This window comes from Cryptosporangium minutisporangium (assembly GCF_039536245.1).
Lineage (GTDB): Bacteria > Actinomycetota > Actinomycetes > Mycobacteriales > Cryptosporangiaceae > Cryptosporangium > Cryptosporangium minutisporangium.
Genome location: NZ_BAAAYN010000070.1, coordinates 21632 through 37914 on the forward strand (window position 1 = coordinate 21632; position 16283 = coordinate 37914).

Consider the following 16283-nt stretch of genomic DNA (forward strand, 5'->3'; position numbering starts at 1 on the left):
CGGTCGCGCGGTGACCAGGCTGAGGAATTGGTGTGACCGGAAGCACGTCCTACCCGGCGCGGCACCGGTGCGGGAGACCGCCGGGCAGCGCCGGAAACACGTCGGCCCGCGCCGGAGCGCGGGCCGACGTGTTTCCGGCGCTGCCCGGCGNGTTACGACCCGAGAGCGGACGGACCCAGGGTCGCCAGCACCGGTCCGAGTAGCCGGTGCGCGGTGGCCGCGTCGACCAGGTCACGCGCGGCCAGGGCCTGTACTGCGCCGCTCAGCAGGTTCCACACCCCGGCGGCCCGCTCGGTGACCGGGATCCCGCTGGTCTCCACTGCCTGCACGAGTAAGAACTGCCCCGCCGCCGCCTCGCGGACCCGCCCGGCGAGGTGGACCGCCCAGGACGCGGAGTGGATCGCGGGCGCCCAGCTCGCCGACTCGCGGCGCCCCGCCTCCGCCGCCTTGTAGAGCCGCGCACCGTCCTGCTGGCCGAGGCTCGCGACCCGGTCGATCAGCGCCCGCATCGACGAGCCGGTGGGCCCGAGCGCCACCTCGCGCTCCGGCAGACGACGACTCGCCGCCACCCACGGCGCGGCCAGCCGGCGACGAACCTGGGCGTCGAGTTCCTGGCGCAGGTACCCGGCCACGATCGCGTCGCAGATCACCGCGGTCGCTCGCGAGGCGGTATCCGACTGCAGCTTCGCCGGGCGGGGCGTCGGCTCCGCGGCGCGCTGGCCGGGCGGGAACTGGGAAGCCCGCTCCGGCTCGGAGCCGTCGGCCACCGCCCAGGTCCAGTCCAGGACGTCGTAGCGAACGCACTGCAGCAGCCCGTCGACGGTGCCCAGCGGTGCCCGCTGCAGAAGCCCCAGCGCCGCGCTGGCCCGCCGCTCGGCCGGCGTGCCGGGGTCGGTCGCGCGACTCAGCCCGGCGACATCACGGACCGTAGGCTGAACCGTCGTCGCGATCTCCACCGCAGCCCAGAGATCGGCACGCTGCGCGTCGTCGGCGTGATGCTCCGCGAGGATCGCCAAGTCGTCCGGCCCCAGCGCGAGCGCGCGCGTCAGGACGTCGGAGACGCCAGCCCCACCCTCGATGCGGGTGAGGTCGAAGCCGAGGACTGGGGCGCTGACCAGGCTGTACACGCAAGCAAGTCTGACACCCGTTCGCCGGTCCGCCAAGGCTTCGCACGAGCCCACCGGCGGGATTCGACTGTCCACAAAGGCAGAATGCAGGCACGCGCGAACGGCGGTGGTCACTCCACCGCCGTTCGCTGTGAACTACGACATACCGCTACGCAGCGTGTTGTGCATTCCGGCTCGTACGCACTGCTAGTGCCTGGTTGACCACTGCCGGTGACGTCAGGCGGCTTGCCCTCGTCCACCGAGATCGGTGATCACCTGCTCGGCATCCTGGGCGAACCGAGGGACGACGACCGCGAACGCGTGGAGCGGGTCGTTGCCCGGGACGCCCGGGTCCTCCAGCGGACCCAGCGCGCCGATCAGGTCCACCGTGCCGGACGGGGACGTCTCGTCGAGCGCGCCGAAATCGGACCGAACCGATCGGGTCAGCAGTGCGAGCAGCTCGGCCTGCTGGCTCACCGCCAGCCGTAGCGCCTGTCCCGCGTCCACCGGATCGGTGTCCGGGCGGGTCGCGTCCGCCTCCGCTGCGCTCCGCTCGGCGGCGGACGCGTTCGGAACCTCGACGTTCGACTGAGATGGACCCACGACGGACTCCCTCCGGACTCTGGCGGGCGCCACTCTCCCGCCAGCGTTCTTATCGCCGTCGCGCTTGCGGACCTGAGGAATCTCGGCAACCGCCTGCAGACACGCCGAACCGGTGACACCGCGCAGCGGTGCCACCGGTCGGTGCGCCCGGCAAGCCTTACCTGGTAGTCGCCTTCGACGCCGAGTCCACCGCGCGCTTCGCGTCCAGCGCGAGCATGAGCCGGCTGTCGAGCTTGAACGCGCCGATGATCAACTCGCGCAACGGCCCGGCCAGCGTGTCCGGCGGCGGTTCGAACGTGTCGTCCTGCAACTCGACCACGTCGCCGATCTTGTCGACGAGCAAGCTGATCGGCTCGTCGTTCTCGGAGACGATGACGTTCATCGACGGCTTGGACATGTCCCGGGGTTCCAGCCCCAGCCGCACGCCCAGGTCGACCGCGGCCATCACCTGACCGCGCAGGTTGATCAGACCACCGACCGATTTGTCCGCCAGCGGAACTCGGGTGTACTCGCTGAACCGCAACACCTCGACGACCTTGGCGACGTCGACGCCGAAGAGCTGGTCGGCGACCTCGAACGTCGTGTATTGGCGACTGGTCATGAGTCGACCTCCGGAGTGAGCAGCGCAGGGAGCCCTAGCGACCGAGCGGCGGAGTCACGGAGACTGACGGGAAGCACGGTCATACCGCGCTCATCTCCTCGAGCCCGCCGGTGTAGTTCTCCGCGTACTCGTCCATCGCGTCGAAGAAGTTGACGTCAGCCGCGAGGATCGCCTGCCGGACGTCGAGCATCTCGGTGACGCGCTGCTGGATGACGGCCGAGCCGGTGAGACCGGAGTCGTCCAGGTCGCTGTGCGTGGCGAGCGAGTCCTCGACGATGTCGACGATCTTCTCGACCGCGAGCGCGACGCTGCGGCCACGCTCGCTGTAGACCACCACCGGCACCGACTCGCCGTCCTCGGCGGGGTAGGCACCGAGGAGGTGCGCCAGCCGGACCAGCGGCAGGATCCGGCCGCGGTACTGCACGACCTCCCGGCTGCCGACCCGCTCGATCTTGTCGATCGAGAACTCCTCCAGTCGGGTGACCATGTCCAGCGGCACCGCGACGCGGCGGTCGCCGACACCGGTGATGAGCAGCCGGTTGCCGCTGCCGGCCCGGCTCTGCGCCTGCTGGTAGTCGGTGGCGAGCCCGGACTTCTCGACGGCCTGGGCGGCCAGCAGCGAACGGCGGGCGAGCGACTGGACGTCGAGGATGAGCGCCACCTTCCCGTCGCCGAGGATGGTCGACCCCTGGTAGACGCCGATGTCCTTGAGCAGCGTCGCGAGCGGCTTGACCACGATCTCCTCGGTGTTCAGGACGCGGTCGACCACCAAGCCGAACCGCCGCCCCTCCGCCTGGAGGACCGCGATGTAGACGTCCTTGTCGTTGGACCCCCTCGGCAGCCCGAGCGTCTCGTCGAGCCGGACCAGCGGCAGCAGCTTGCCCCGCAGCCGGTAGACCGGTGCGCCCGAGACGTGCTCGATGTTCTTGTCCGACGAGCCGTCGACGAAGACCAACTCGTCGACCGCGATCTGCGGGATCGCGTACTGCTCGGTGCTGCACTCGATGGTCAGCGCCTGGATGATCGCGAGCGTCAGCGGGATCGTCAGCCGCCAGGTCGTCCCCCGGCCGGGCGTCGAGTCGACGTCGACCGTGCCGCCGATCTTTTCGATGTTGGTCTTCACCACGTCCATGCCGACGCCGCGGCCGGAGACGTTGGTGACCTTCTTCGCGGTCGAGAAGCCGGGCTGGAACAGCAGCTGGAGGATGTCGGATGTCTCCATCCGGCTCAGCTGGTCGCGGGTGATGACGCCCCGGTCGAGCGCGGTGCTCGCGACCCGGTCGGGGTCGATGCCCGCGCCGTCGTCCGCCACCTCGACGACCACGTGGCCGCCTTCGTGGTAAGCGCGCAGCGTCAGCGTGCCCTCGGGGTTCTTGCCCGCGGCCCGGCGGACGTCCGGCGGCTCGATGCCGTGGTCGACCGCGTTGCGGACGAGGTGGGTCAGCGGGTCCTTCACCGACTCCAGGAGGCTCCGGTCGAGCTCGGTCTCCCGGCCCTCCATCGCCAGCTTGATCTGGCGCCCGAGCTGGCTGGACAGGTCGCGGACGACTCGGGGCAGCTTCGACCAGATCTGGTCGATCGGCTGCATCCGGGTCTTCATCACGCTTTCCTGCAGCTCGGACGTGATGAGGTTCAGTCGCTGGGTGGTCCTGGTCAGCGCCGGGTCGGACGTCTCGCTCACGCCACGGACCAGCTGGTTACGGGTCAGCACCAGCTCGCCGACCAGCCGCATCAGCGCGTCGAGCAGGTCGACGTCGACCCGGATGGAGCTCTCCGCCACGCTCCGGCGCTGCGGGACGTTTCCTTCCTCACCGGGCTCCGGACCACCGGCCGGTGGCGTCGCACCGGCGCGCGGCGCCGGGACCGGCGCCTTCGGCTCCTCGTGGAAGGGCTCCGGCTCGGGCTCCAGGTGGGCCTCGGGCTCGCCGGTGCCGTCCTCGGCGGTCGGCTCGGGCGCGGTCGCCTCGACTGCCACCGGCTCCGCGGGCGCCTCGTCGGCGGCCGGCGCGGGCTTGGGCTTGGGCTTCGCGGATCCGTCCTCGATACACGCGGTCACCGCTTCGATGGCGGGCTGGACGTCGATGTCGCCCTCGGCCCCGGTCTCCTCGATCGTGGTGAGCAGGGCCCGCACGCTGTCCACCATGCGGAGCAGCGCGTCGGCGCTCTCCACGTTCATCGACTGAGCGCCGTCCCGGAGCCGGGACAGCAGGGACTCCCCCGCGTGCGTCACCGTCTCCAGACGGTGGAACGCGAGGAAGCCGCTCGTGCCCTTGATGGTGTGGATCGTGCGGAAGATGCTCGACAGCAACTCGCGGGAGTCGGGGTGCTGCTCCAACGCGACCAGGTCCCGGTCGAGCTGATCGAGGTTTTCGTGGCTCTCGACCAGGAACTCTTGAACGATGTCGTCCAACTCGTCCACGTCTGTCTCCCTCTGCTCGTCGCGCCTTTGATCGACGCGATAGGGGTTCACCTGAGGGAAAGGCGCGCCCGGGCACTGACGAGCGACATCTGCACCCGTTTGGCTAGTATTAGGGATGGAATGCCCGTTCCCCGTCCAGGTCTGGAACGAGGCTCGACCGGGGGAGCGACGGCTATGAGCACGGTTCTGATCGCCGACGACGATCCGGACATCCTGGCGCTGGTGACCTTCAAGGTGAAACAAGCCGGTTACACCCTCATCACCGCGACCGACGGCGCCGCGGCGCTGGCCGCGGCCCGCGAGACCACACCCGACCTGGTCGTGCTGGACGTCTCGATGCCGCGGATGTCCGGGCTCGAGGTGTGCCGCGAGCTGCGCGCGGACGCGGCGACCGCGAAAGTGCCGGTGCTGCTGCTGACCGCGCGGGCGCAGGAGGCGGACATCGAAGCCGGCTTCGACGTCGGCGCCGACGATTACGTCGTGAAGCCGTTCAGCCCTCGCGAACTGGTAGCCAGAATTGCCGCCATCCTGGGGCCGGCCTGAGCGCCGTCCGGCGTGTGCATTTCCTTGTCAACGGCGGTGGAGCCCGCTCAGGAGAGCAACGAGCGGGTTAGGGCTCGCGCTTTGGCGGCTCGGATCGCGGCGTCGCGGGGGTCGGCGTCGGTGGACTCGTCGGGTGCGCCGACGGCGCGGGGCAGCACGAGCGTCAGCGTCGTCCCCTCCCCCACCGCGGAGCGCAACGTCACCTCCCCGCCGTGCCGCTCGACGATCGAGCGCGCGATCGCCAGCCCCAGCCCGGTGCCCTGGATCGCGCTCGCCACCGCGTTCGACGCCCGCTGGAACGGCTGGAACAGTTTCCGCTGGTCGTCGGGCGGAATCCCGATCCCGGTGTCCGCGATCTCCACCACGACCCGATCGGTCCGATCCGCACGCGTGACGACCCGGACGGTGCCCCCGGCCGGCGTGAACTTCACCGCGTTCCCGACGAGGTTCAAGAGGACGCGCTCCAGCTGACGCGCGTCGCCGGTCACCGCGAGCCCTTCCCCGGCCGCGCAGTCCAGCGTCAAGCCGGCGCCGGCCGCCACCGACGCGAATACACCGCGCACCGACTCGATCAGAGACCCGATCTCCACCCTGGTGGCCGTCATCTCCAGACTGCCGGAGCCGATCCGGGACAGCGTGAGCAGGTCGCCGACCAGCTCGCGCAACCGCTCGGCGTTGCGCTCCACCACGCGCAGGCTGCGTTCCTGTGCCTCGGTGAGCTCGCCCTGGTCACCGGAGAGCAGGATCTCCAGGTAGCCGAGGATGCTGGTCAGCGGCGTCCGCAGTTCGTGCGACACAGTGGAGATGAAGTCGGTCTTCTGCCGATCCAGGTCCCGGAACCGTTCGGCGAGCTCACGCTGGTGCCCGTACACCTGGGCGACGTGCAGCCCACGCCCGGCGTCGGCGGCGACCGCCTCGAGGAGTGCCCGCTCGTCGCTCGTCCAGGACCGCGCGGTGTCGGCCTGGGCCAGGACGAGGAGGCCGGACGCCTCGCCGTCGACGACGAAACCGGTCAGGAGGCACGACCGGGCACCGCTGGCGGCCAGGACGTCCGCCGCCAGCGCGAGGTCGGGAACGTCCGACCGGGAGTCGGCCGTCCGGTCCGCCCACACGCTGCCCTGCGGCCACGGCGTCGCCGCGGTCGCGGCCCGGAGCGCCTCGATCGGCGGCGGCGTCCGGCCTTGCCGGCTCCAGAGCCGATCCACGGAGCCGGCCGTGCCGCCCTCGGCGAGACGCAGGTACACGTGGTCGACGCCGAGCGCCGCACCGAGTCCGGCGACGACCACGTCGAGGATCGCGTCGCGGTCGAGCGAGCCGCGGACGTTGGCCCCGAGGTCGTGGGCTTCCTGCCGGATCCGGGCGCGGCCCGATTCGGACGAGCGCAGCCGCTCGCTCTCGTCGGCCAGGTCGTTGAGCTCCCGGACGACCTCCCGCACCTCCGGCGGGCCGGTCACCCGTCCACGAGCCGACCGGTCACCCCGGTTGAGGCGCGCGAGCGTCGTCCGGATGTCCTCCAGCGGCGCGACGAAGCGCCGACTGGTCCGGAGGCCCAGGACGAGCGCGACACCGGCGGCCAGCACCGTGAGCAGCGCGGTACCGACGTCGCTGATCAGGCTGATCGCTCGGAACCGGTCGACGACGGCCGCCCTCCGCTCGTCCAATTCGGCGCTGACCTGCGCATTCGCCGACCGCAGCTGGTCGAAGAGCACCTTGCCCCTGGCTACGGCGGCCGGGGACCGACCGACCGCCGAACTCGTCCCGGCGGCCAGCGGAGCGGCGAACGCCAGCCAGGCGTCCGCGCGGGCGACCTCGGTCTCGACCAGCGCGCGGAGCGTCTCGGTGTCGGCGGCGTCGAGCACGGCGTCCCGCTCGGCCGGGTAGCGCGCGACCCCGCTCCGGTAGGGCTCGAGGAACGACGGGTCCCCGGTCAGCTGGTAACCGCGCAGACCCGACTCGGCGTCGGTGAGGGCCTGGAGCAGTGCGGCGTTCGCCCCGGTAGCGACCGCCGCCCGCACGACCGCCGACTCGACGCTCGTCGCGAGGTACTGGCCGACGGCCAGGCGGGCACCGCCGAGTAGCAGGAGGAGTGCCACCAGCGCACCGAAGCCGGCTCGGAGGATGCTCGCCGTTGAGGTCATAGGCAGGGTGTTACCGCCCCTTCGTACCCGCGAGTCCGATTCACTCCATTTTATTATGTAACACGACACTTGCCAGGTGGGCGAGACGTGCCCGCACACTGGTGAGGTGATCTGTCCTGCCTGTCGCGAAGGACGCCACGCCGAGTGCCGTGGCGGCACTTGGTGTGCGTGTCAACACCGCCCACCCCGCCCACCCCAACGCCCAACAGGCCCCTCGACCGAGTAGTGCACAGCCCGCCCGAATCCGGGAAGAGCAAGCCTCAGCGGAGTGCGTTTCCTTCGCGCGCCAAGGCGCCTAGGCGGCTCAGGGCGCGGAGGTACTTCTTGCGGTAACCGCCGGCGAGCATCTCCGGCGTGAAGATCTGGTCCACCGGGCAGCCGGACGCGAAGACCGGGAGACTCCGGTCGTAGAGCCGGTCGACGAGGACCACGACCCGGAGTGCGGTGTTCTGGTCGGGGACGGCCGCCAACCCGGTGAGCCCCACCGCCTCGACGCCGTCGAGCAGCGCGCCGTACCGCGAGGGGTGCAGGCTCGCGAGGTGGCCGAGCAGCGTCGGCCAGTCGTCGCTGGTCGCCGCCGGATGCGCCTCCACCCGCTCGCGCACGACGTCCTCGTCGAGCGGCTCGGGCGCCTCGACCGCGTCCCGGTGCCGGTAGTCCGGGCCGTCCACGCGGACGGCGTCGAACTGCTGCGAGAGAGCCTGGATCTCCCGCAGGAAGTCCTCGGCCGCGAAGCGGCCCTCGCCGAGCTTGTCGGGCAGGGTGTTGGACGTCGCGGCCAGCGCCACTCCGCGCTCAACCAAGCGGGTGAGCAGCGATGACACCAGCACGGTGTCACCCGGGTCGTCCAGTTCGAACTCGTCCACGCAGAGCAGCCGCAGCGTCCCCAGCGCGTCCACGGTGCCGGCGAATCCGAGGGCCCCGACCAGGTGGGTCAGCTCCACGAACGTGCCGTACCCGGCGGGTTTCGGCGCGGCGTGCCAGAGCGAGGTGAGCAGGTGCGTCTTGCCGACGCCGAAGCCGCCGTCGAGGTAGATGCCCGGACGCCCGGCCCGCGCGGGCGCCGACCGCCGGAACAGGCCCTTGCGCGGCGGCGGAGCCGACAGGCGCTCGGCGAACCCGCGCATCGCGGCGAGTGCGGCGGCCTGCGAGGGCTCCTGGGGGTCCGGCCGGTAGGTCTCGAACCGCGCGGCGGCGAAGCGGGGCGGCGGGACCAGTTCGGCGACGAGCCGCGCGGGCGCGACCTGCGGCTGCCGGCCGGAGAGCCGGCGGGGGCGGACGTCGACTGCGGGCTCGGACACGGTACGAGCCTACGGTCGCGCGCCTTCCCGGCCCACCGGGCGCCGCGATGACCTCCGGCACAGCCCGGGCCGCCGGAGTTCTGGCGGCCACTTCCCGAAGCGCCCGCAGCATGCGGCGCGGCGCGCAGACCGGGCCGGTGGTGGGATGGGGGCATGCGCGCGCTCTATACCCACTCCTGCTCGGTCGCCCCGGACGTCGAGTTGGACGGCGAAGCGCTGGAGCGCCTGTACGCGACCGACCGGAGCACTCCCCGGCTGCGGATGAACTTCGTCGCCAGCGTGGACGGCGCGGTCAGCGTCGACGGGCTCTCCGGCGGCCTGTCGGGCCCCGCCGACAAGCGGGCGTTCAAGGTTCTGCGCGGGTGGTGCGACGGGCTCGTCGTCGCGGCCGGCACCGTGCTCGCCGAGGACTACGGCCCGGTGACGCTCGACGCCGACCGGCGCGCCCGCCGGGTCGCGGCCGGACTAGCGCCCACGCCGACGCTGGTCGTGGTCTCCGGCTCGCTGTCGATCGGCCCTCTGCACGCGTCGCTGGCGCAGGCGCCGGTCCGGCCGATCGTGGTGACCCGCCCGGACGCCCCGGACGACCGGCGCCGGGCGCTGGCGGAGGTCGCGGACGTCCTCGTGGCCGGCGAGCCGGGGGGCGGCGTCGACCTCGCGGTTGCTCTGGACGCGCTGCACGAGCGCGGGCTGAGCCAGCTGCTCTGCGAAGGCGGGCCGCAACTGTTCGCCGCTCTCACCGCTGTGGACCGCGTCGACGAGATCTGCCTGACGCTGAGCCCGCTGCTGGCCGGCGGCGGTCCGGGACGGATCAGCACCGGGGTCGGAACGGCCGGCGCACGTGGGTTGACCTTGGCGCACGTCGTCGAGGACGCGAGCGTGCTTTTGCTGCGCTATTGTCGCCCGTCTCTGCTTCACTGACGGCCATGAGTCCTGGTGCGGGCAGTGACGACAAACCCATGGACGAGGTACCGGCCGAGCCCTGGTCCCTCCCGGTGCCGCCGCCGGTCGAGCCGATGCTCGCGAGCCCGGCGAAGGGCATCCCGGCCGACGAAGGCCTGCACTACGAGCCCAAGTTCGACGGGTTCCGGTGCATCATCTTCCGCGAGGGTGACCGGGTCGTGCTCGGCAGCCGGGGCGGCAAGGAGCTGCAGCGGTACTTCCCGGAGGTCGTCGAGGAGGTCCGCACCGCGCTACCCGAGCGGTGCGTCGTCGACGGCGAACTGGTCGTGATCGTCGACGACCGCCTCGACTTCGACGCGCTGGCGCAGCGCATCCACCCGGCGGCGTCCCGCATCAACCTGCTGGCCGAGCAGACACCGACGCACTTCATCGCGTTCGACCTGCTCGCGGTCGGCGACGAGGCGCTGATCGAGCTCGGGTACGCACGTCGGCGCGCGCGGCTGGCCGAGCTGTTCCCGCCGGACGGCGGTCCCGCCGGTCCGCGGACGCACCTGACACCGGTGACCACCGACCCGGAGACCGCCCGCTCGTGGTTCGAGAGGTTCGAGGGCGCCGGGCTCGACGGCCTGATCTGCAAGGCCGCCGACGGGCCCTACGAGCCGGGCAAGCGCACGATGCGCAAGGTGAAACACACCCGCACGGCCGACTGCGTCGTCGCCGGGTTCCGCTGGCACAAGTCCGGTCCGGTGGTCGGCTCACTGCTGCTCGCCCTCTACGACGACGACGGTCACCTGCACCACGTCGGGGTCTCCGCGTCGTTCACCGCGAAACGACGTCAAGAACTGCTGGACGAGCTGGCTCCTTATCGGATGTCCGATCTCTCCGAACATCCGTGGGCCTCGTGGGCGGCGCAGACCGCCCCTGTCCCCGGCGCCCCGCCGACGCCGGGAGCCGACCCGACCCGGATGCCCGGCGCGCCCAGTCGCTGGACCGGGAAGAAGGATCTGTCCTGGGAGCCGCTGCGGCCCGATCTGGTCGTGGAGGTGGCCTACGACCACATGGAGGGCGAGCGATTCCGGCATACCGCGCGTTTCGAGCGCTGGCGCCCCGACCGGGAACCCCGTTCATGCACTTATGCTCAGCTCGACCGTCCTGTCCGGTTTGACCTGGAACGCGTATTGAAGGGTTCCCCGTGACGCTGCGCCGCGCCCCCCGGCTTCCCCTCCTGATCTTGAGTCTCGTCGCCGCACTCGGGGTGTCCGCGTGCGGAGCATCGACCGCCGACGGTGAGTGGCGGTCGGTTCCGCGCGCCGACGCGTCGACCGCGGCGAGTCCGCCGGCGGCTCCGTCGGCGCCGGAAGCCGGCGCCGTGGCGTGGCAGGACTGCAAGGCGGAGATCGAGCGATCGATCGGTACCTCGTTGTCCGGCGTCCGGGTCGACTGCGGTGCGGTGAAGGTCCCGCAGAACTGGGCGAACCCCACCGGCGAGACGATCGCGATCGCGCTCGTCCGGGTCCGCCGGCTGCAGCAGCGGAACCGGATCGGCTCGCTCCTGGTCAACCCCGGCGGCCCCGGGGCGTCCGGCATCGAGCTCGCCGCGCAGACCCCGCTGTTCCTGCCCGGCGAGGTGCTCGAACGATTCGACGTCGTGGGGTTCGACCCCCGCGGCGTCGGCCAGTCCGCTCCGATCGACTGTCTCTCCGCGACCAGTAAGGACGCGGTGACCGCGGCCAATCCCGACCCGGCACCGGCGGCGGAGTTCAACCAGCAGGTCAAGCTCTGGCGCTCGTCGATCGACCCGTGCGCGACGAAGTACGGCCCGAGCCTCGGGTACTACAGCACCGAACAGACCGCCCGCGACATGGACGCGATCCGCGCCGCGGTCGGCGACACCAAGATGACCTACCTCGGCTACTCCTACGGGACGCTGCTCGGCGCGGTCTACGCGCACCTCTACCCGACTCGGGTGCGCGCGTTCGTTCTGGACGGTGCCGTCGATCCGAACCTCGACGGAATCACCGCCTCGGAAGGGCAGGCGGCCGGGTTCGAGAAGGCGTTCGACAACTTCGTCGCTGCTTGCCGGGCGAAGGGCGCCGGCTGCGCGATCGGTCCGGAGGCCCGGCGGACCGTGCACAACGTCCTGATCAACGTGGCGAAGAAGCCGGTGCCCGGCGTCGGTGGCGAGAAGCGCACCGCGACCACCGGGCACGTGCTCTCGGCGGTGACCGCGGCGCTCTACGTCAAGGCGCAGTGGCCGACGCTGGAGAAGGCCATCGCGGACATCGCCAAGGGCGACCCGTCGACGGTGTTCTCGCTCAGCGACAGCTTCACCGGCCGGAACGCGGACGGCACGTACAACAACATGACCGACGCGTTCACCGCGATCGGCTGCACGGACGAGCGGAACCCGCCGACCCTGGACCAGGTCCGGAAGCTGCAGACGGAGTGGCGGCGGAAGTACCCGCTGTTCGGGGCGCCGCTGGCGATGACGCTGCTCAGCTGCGCGGTCTGGCCCGGTACGCACGACCCGTACCCGGTCGGTGCGGCGATCGGAGCGCCCCCGATCGTGGTCGTGGGCACCACCGGCGACCCGGCGACGCCCTACGCCAACACCGCGAAGCTGGCGAACGAGATCGGTACCGCGCACATCGTCACGTGGCAGGGCGAGGGCCACACCGCGTACCCGCAGACCAATTGCGTCCGCGAGAACATCAGCAACTACCTGATCACCACCGCTCCACCCCCCGACAACCTGACCTGCCCGGCTAACTAGCGCCCGTCCAGGGCGGGCTCCACCGCCGTTGTTCATCGACAGCGCACTCGGGATGGGGGTCTCTGCGGCCGCAGAGACCCCCATCCCTAGCGCCGCACGGTTACAGATGTGTCGTGAACCAGGTCGTGGCGTGGGACGCGACCGCCTCCAGGCAGCCGGGCTCTTCGAAGAGGTGGGTTGCGCCGGGGACGACTTCGACGCGGGCCAGCCCGCCCAGCGAGTCCGCGGCCTGCCGGTTCAGCTCCAGCACCGGATGGTCGAGCGCCCCGACCACCAGCAGCGTCGGCGCCGCCACCGTGGTGAGCCAGCTGCTCGCGAGGTCCGGCCGGCCGCCCCGGCTCACGACCGCCCGCACCGTCTCCGGACGCTCCGCGGCGGCGGCGAGCGCACCGGCCGCACCGGTGCTGGCCCCGAACAGCCCGAGCGGCAGTCCCTGCGTCTCCGGGTGGGTTATAACCCAGCCGACCGCGTCGTCGACCCGGCGGGCCAGCAGGTCGATGTCGAACCGCACCCGGCGGGTGCGCTGGTCTTCCTGCTCCTCGGCCGCGGTGAACAGATCGACGAGTACCACCGCGAACCCGGCGCGGTAGAGGGCCTTCGCCACCTGGCGGTTCCGCGGGCTGTTCCGCGAGCTCCCGGACCCGTGCGCGAACAATACGACTCCTCGCGCGGACTCCGGCCGCCCGAGCACCCCCGCCAGTTCGGCGTCGCTGACGCGCACCAGTACCTCGGTGACCCGCTCCTTGACATCCGTCCGGTCGCCGCCGCTCGCGCCCGATCGTCCGGAGCCGCTCTGCGGGTGGCTGTGCGGGGACAGGGTTCGTTGCGGCCTGGTGAATGGGGTTCGGGCCTGCTCGGGCATGCGCGCCTCCTCGAGGGCGGGTCGCACCGGAGTGCCGGTCACCTTGAGCATGACCCGCGACTGTGGCCCGCGTCACCACCCGCGCCCGGAAAACAACCGGGACTGGTAAGCACGCGCGCCACCGTCGCGCGGCCCGCGCCGATCAGCGGATGGGTGGCTACTCGGCCGCGGAACGCTTCTTCGCGCGACTGGGCTGGACGCGCATCGGCTCGCCCTCCATCTTCGGGTAGTTCGGGGGGTACGGCGCATCGCCCAGGTCGTGGTCGCGGGCGTCCCGCTCGGCCCACTCCAGCAGCGGCTCGATCCCGACCGCGACGTCGTCGATACCTGCGTGCAGGTCACCGAGCTCGGCGAACCGCGGCGGAACCGTGCGGATCGTCAGATCCTCGCTCTCGACGTCCGACAACTCGTCCCAGGTGATCGGTGCCGAGACGAGTGCGCCCGGCCGGCCGCGCAGGCTGTAGGCGCTGGCGATCGTGCGGTCGCGGGCGTTCTGGTTGAAGTCGACGAAGACCCGCTCGCCCCGCTCCTCCTTCCACCACGCGGTGGTGGCCAGGTCGGGCACCCGGCGCTCGATCTCACGGGCGAACGCCAGCGCCGCGCGTCGTACGTCGGTGAACGTCCAGTCGGGCCGGATCCGGACGTAGATGTGGAGCCCGCGGTTACCGGACGTCTTCGGCCAACCGGTCCAGCCGAGTTCGCCCAGGACCTCCTGGACGACGCCACCGACCCGGCGCGCCTCGGCGAGACCGGTGCCGGGCTGCGGGTCGAGGTCGATGCGGAGTTCGTCGGGCTGCTCGGTGTTCGCTCGTCGCGAATGCCACGGATGGAACTCGACGGTCGACATCTGTACCGCCCAGGCCACCGCGGCCAGTTCGGTCACGCAGAGTTCGTCCGCGCTGCGTCCGCTCGGGAACCGGACCTGGACGCTCTCCACCCAGTCCGGCGCGCCCTTCGGCAGGCGCTTCTGGTAGATCTTCTCGCCCTCGGCGCCGCCGGAGTAGACGCCGTCCGGGTAACGGTGCAGCATGCAGGGCCGTTCGCGCAGTGCGCGGACGATGCCGTCGCCGACCGACAGGTAGTAGTTGACGATGTCGAGCTTGGTGACGCGCGGCTCGTCGAAGTAGACCCGGTCGGGGTTGCTGATGCGCACCGCGCGGTCGCCCACCGTGATCTCGACCGCCGGTGACGCTGCTCGGGACGCCATAGCAGCACGGTACAGGCGGGACAGGCCGCGGGCGGATAACTGGTGTCGATCCGTCTGTTTCGGTGGTACGACTGTGTGCTGACCCACCCGTACGGCTGCTCCACATCGCTGCCCCGCTGCCTCGGCCCTCCCGGTGCACCCCGCTGGTCCCGCGAAGCCGTTTCGGCCAGGGCCGTGGGCGCGATCACCGGAATTTTCGGCGCCACCAATCCCCTTTCAGGTGCAGGATCGAAATAAAAAGTTGGTTTAGGCAACCTCATTGCGGAGGCTGCCCGGAAACCTCGTGACTCCACCGCGTCCTCACGGTGGGTGAGCGGAAGGACAAGCGTCGATGAGTTACCTCGTTGCCGACCGATCTACGGTCGCCGACCGGTTACGACCCGTCATCACGACCATCTTCGGCACCGAGCCACCCGTGCGGATCCGCACGTGGGACGGCAGCACGCTCGGCCCCTCGGACCGCGACGGCGGCCCGACGTTGGTCGTACGGAACCGTCGCGCGCTGCGGCGACTGGTCTGGTCGCCGAACGAGGTGGGCATGGCCCGCGCGTTCGTCGCCGGCGACCTGGCCGTCGAGGGCGATTTCATCGCCGCCCTCGATCAGATGCTCCACCTGTTCGACTCCACCAACGGCATGCACCTGACCAGTCAGGACAAGCGGACGATCGTGGCGGCCGCGCTGCGGCTCGGCGCGATCGGCAGCAACCCACCCCCGCCACCGGAGGAGATGCGTCCGACCAGCGGCCTGCTGCACAGCGTCCGCCGGGACGCCGCGGCGATCGGCCACCACTACAACGTCGGCAACGATTTCTACCGGCTGGTGCTGGGCGACTCGATGACCTACTCGTGCGCTTACTGGCCACAGCTCGACGACCCGTCCGCCACCACGACGCTCGAGCAGGCGCAGTGGAACAAATGCGAGCTGATCGCCCGCAAGCTGGGCCTGAAGCCGGGCATGCGGCTCCTCGACGTGGGGTGCGGCTGGGGCACGATGGCGATCCATGCCGCCCGCGAGTACGGCGTCCAGGTCGTCGGCGTCACCAACTCGCACGAGCAAGCAGTCGGCGCGGCGAAGCGCGCCGCGGCGGCCGGCGTCGGGGACCTGGTCGAGATCCGCGAGCAGGACTACCGCGACGTCGATGACGGTCCGTACGACGCGATCTCCAGCATCGGCATGGCCGAGCACGTGGGTACCGACCAGTGGCGGGACTACGCGAGCCTGCTCTACGGCCTGCTCAAGCCGGGCGGCCGGCTGCTCAGCCACCAGATCACCCAGCCGCCGAGGGTCACCGAGAAGATCGAGTCCCACCGGAAGGGCAAGCCCGAGCGGACGTTCATCACCGCGTACGTCTTCCCCGACGGTGAGCTGCAGTCGGTCGGCTGGATCTCCGACCAGCTGGAGAGCGTCGGATTCGAGGTCCGCGACGCGGAGTCGCTGCGTGAACACTATGCGCGGACCCTGCGCGCCTGGGTGACCAATCTGGAGGACCACTGGTCCGAGGCGGTCGAGCTGACCAGCGTCGGCCGGGCTCGGGTCTGGCGCCTGTACATGGCCGGCTCGGCGCTGGCGTTCGAACGCAACCGGATCGCGATCCACCAGGTACTCGCCGTCCGTCCGGATCGGAAGGGCCGCAGCCACATGCCGCCCACGCGGGCGTCGTACGCGACCGCGGACTGAGGCACCGCTCGTCCGATCGGACCGGGTCCCGGGGCCCCGTTCGGACGACCCGGGGTGGGCGCCTCGTGCGCCCACCCCCGCACCGGTGTGATCCGGAGGTACCGTGTGCGCTCGTGGGACGCAACCGCACGCAGGGGAGGCATGCACAC

At 71.2% G+C, this 16283-nt stretch carries 13 protein-coding genes; 5 read left to right on the top strand and 8 right to left on the bottom strand.

The window, feature by feature from the left end; translation table 11 throughout:
- Positions 1–152: 152 nt before the first annotated feature.
- From ABEB28_RS39570 to ABEB28_RS39585, 4 genes are all read right to left on the bottom strand, one after another.
- The gene (locus tag ABEB28_RS39570) at positions 153–1127 is read right to left on the bottom strand and encodes a hypothetical protein (protein WP_345733451.1); all 975 of its coding nucleotides are present in this window, start codon (positions 1125–1127) and stop codon (positions 153–155) included.
- Positions 1128–1343: 216 nt separating this feature from the next.
- On the bottom strand, positions 1344–1709 hold the full coding sequence (locus tag ABEB28_RS39575; RefSeq protein ID WP_345733452.1) for a hypothetical protein: 366 nt from the start codon (positions 1707–1709) through the stop codon (positions 1344–1346).
- A 157-nt stretch (positions 1710–1866) separates the two neighbouring features.
- Positions 1867–2310: a chemotaxis protein CheW gene (locus tag ABEB28_RS39580; protein WP_345733453.1), complete on the bottom strand. Its 444-nt coding sequence runs from the start codon at positions 2308–2310 to the stop codon at positions 1867–1869.
- Between the two features lie 79 nt (positions 2311–2389).
- Positions 2390–4729: a chemotaxis protein CheW gene (locus ABEB28_RS39585; RefSeq protein WP_345733454.1), complete on the bottom strand. Its 2340-nt coding sequence runs from the start codon at positions 4727–4729 to the stop codon at positions 2390–2392.
- A 174-nt stretch (positions 4730–4903) separates the two neighbouring features.
- Here ABEB28_RS39585 and ABEB28_RS39590 point away from each other — a divergent pair, with 174 nt between their 5' ends.
- Entirely contained in the window at positions 4904–5272 is a 369-nt protein-coding gene (locus ABEB28_RS39590) for a response regulator transcription factor (RefSeq protein ID WP_073260346.1), read from the top strand.
- Positions 5273–5319: 47 nt separating this feature from the next.
- On the opposite strand, the gene ABEB28_RS39595 is transcribed toward ABEB28_RS39590, so the two are convergent.
- Both ABEB28_RS39595 and zapE read right to left on the bottom strand, forming a co-directional pair.
- A complete protein-coding gene (locus tag ABEB28_RS39595; RefSeq protein WP_345733455.1) occupies positions 5320–7410 on the bottom strand; it encodes an ATP-binding protein in 2091 nt (696 codons plus the stop codon).
- Positions 7411–7670: 260 nt separating this feature from the next.
- Entirely contained in the window at positions 7671–8711 is a 1041-nt protein-coding gene (gene zapE, locus ABEB28_RS39600) for a cell division protein ZapE (protein WP_345733456.1), read from the bottom strand.
- Between the two features lie 153 nt (positions 8712–8864).
- On the opposite strand from zapE, the gene ABEB28_RS39605 reads away from it, so the two are divergent.
- From ABEB28_RS39605 to ABEB28_RS39615, 3 genes are read left to right on the top strand one after another with little or no spacing between them, the layout of a single operon-like run.
- Complete coding sequence (locus ABEB28_RS39605) at positions 8865–9632, top strand: pyrimidine reductase family protein (protein ID WP_345733457.1); 768 nt, start codon at positions 8865–8867, stop codon at positions 9630–9632.
- Between the two features lie 38 nt (positions 9633–9670).
- A complete protein-coding gene (locus ABEB28_RS39610; protein ID WP_345733513.1) occupies positions 9671–10810 on the top strand; it encodes an ATP-dependent DNA ligase in 1140 nt (379 codons plus the stop codon).
- Positions 10807–12387: an alpha/beta hydrolase gene (locus ABEB28_RS39615; protein WP_345733458.1), complete on the top strand. Its 1581-nt coding sequence runs from the start codon at positions 10807–10809 to the stop codon at positions 12385–12387. Before ABEB28_RS39610 ends, ABEB28_RS39615 begins: the two co-directional genes overlap by 4 nt.
- 100 nt (positions 12388–12487) lie before the next feature.
- On the opposite strand, the gene ABEB28_RS39620 is transcribed toward ABEB28_RS39615, so the two are convergent.
- Together ABEB28_RS39620 and ligD are read right to left on the bottom strand one after the other, a co-directional pair.
- Positions 12488–13300, bottom strand: a complete 813-nt coding sequence (locus ABEB28_RS39620; protein ID WP_345733459.1) for a dienelactone hydrolase family protein — start codon at positions 13298–13300, stop codon at positions 12488–12490.
- 106 nt (positions 13301–13406) lie between these two features.
- Positions 13407–14456 carry a non-homologous end-joining DNA ligase gene (ligD, locus tag ABEB28_RS39625; protein ID WP_345733460.1) on the bottom strand — a complete coding sequence of 350 codons (1050 nt, stop codon included), beginning with the start codon at positions 14454–14456 and terminating at the stop codon, positions 13407–13409.
- 331 nt (positions 14457–14787) lie between these two features.
- Here ligD and ABEB28_RS39630 point away from each other — a divergent pair, with 331 nt between their 5' ends.
- The gene (locus ABEB28_RS39630; protein ID WP_345733461.1) at positions 14788–16134 is read left to right on the top strand and encodes a class I SAM-dependent methyltransferase; all 1347 of its coding nucleotides are present in this window, start codon (positions 14788–14790) and stop codon (positions 16132–16134) included.
- Positions 16135–16283 lie beyond the last annotated feature (149 nt).